The organism is Peribacillus cavernae (assembly GCF_003989135.1).
GTDB classification, from domain to species: Bacteria; Bacillota; Bacilli; order Bacillales; family DSM-1321; genus Peribacillus; species Peribacillus cavernae.
This window is the reverse complement of record NZ_RYZZ01000051.1, coordinates 4,862-5,082: the sequence shown is the minus strand read 5'-3', so window position 1 is coordinate 5,082 and position 221 is coordinate 4,862.

The window sequence follows — 221 nt, the reverse complement described above, 5'->3', positions numbered from 1 at the left end:
CAGCATTATGGTGGATAATAGTTGGTGGAAAAGAAGCCGTCAAGGAAAGCACTTGACCGCACTTTTCCACCAACTGGCCGGTCTGTAAGCTGAAGAAGGAGAGATTGTGAGTGGCTCCAATCTAGCAACTTAATCGCCATAATTATGTAGAAATCACAAACAATGGTGAAGAGACTTAATAATGAATTTCGCTGTTGCGTAGATCATAGCGATAAAGTTTT